Source organism: Vibrio sp. 2134-1, from assembly GCF_033339495.1.
Genome location: NZ_JAWOUS010000795.1, coordinates 1 through 557, shown reverse-complemented (window position 1 = coordinate 557; position 557 = coordinate 1). Strand labels below are relative to the sequence as shown.

Below are 557 nucleotides of genomic sequence, written 5' to 3'. Positions count from 1 at the left end.
TTACGCTTGTCTAAACGCAATTGCTCAAGCTTCCAACCCAGGTCTTTCAGTTGGTCGACGACCAAAGAATCAATCTCGTGGCGCAGCGTTTCTGCGTCATCAAGTTTTTTGTTCAACACCGTTTGGATATCAGTTTGATAGAGCTTGTCGCCATCTTGAAACGCCACCAGCTTACCAAAAAAATATCCGCCGCTGCTGCGCTCAATCACCGCCCACTCTTTGGGTGTGGTTGGCTCATCCAGCTGCATCTGCAATACGGAAATAAAATCGGCCGGATATAACTCGCGATTCGCAATTTTGATGTTCAATCGAGTCGCGAAGTCCTCATCTTCGTCTAACTTCTTGACGGCATCCACTGGAAGATAGCTTCTCGGAACAAAGCTGCGCTCGTAAATCTGGCCAATCAAAATGGTGTTTTCATGCAGCACTTCACCTTGCACCGGCGTCAACGACGTTACGTTCCATTGATATAATGGTGCAGGCCAGAAATAGGTTAATCCTTTCCAACCAATGAGGAGCAATAACCCTAACACCGATAACAAACTGATGCTGACCGC

General features: G+C 47.2%; 1 pseudogene. It reads right to left on the bottom strand.

Annotation, left to right across the window (positions count from 1 at the left end):
- Window positions 1-557, bottom strand: a pseudogene (locus tag R7R78_RS28590) (phosphate ABC transporter, permease protein PstA); the annotation flags it as partial.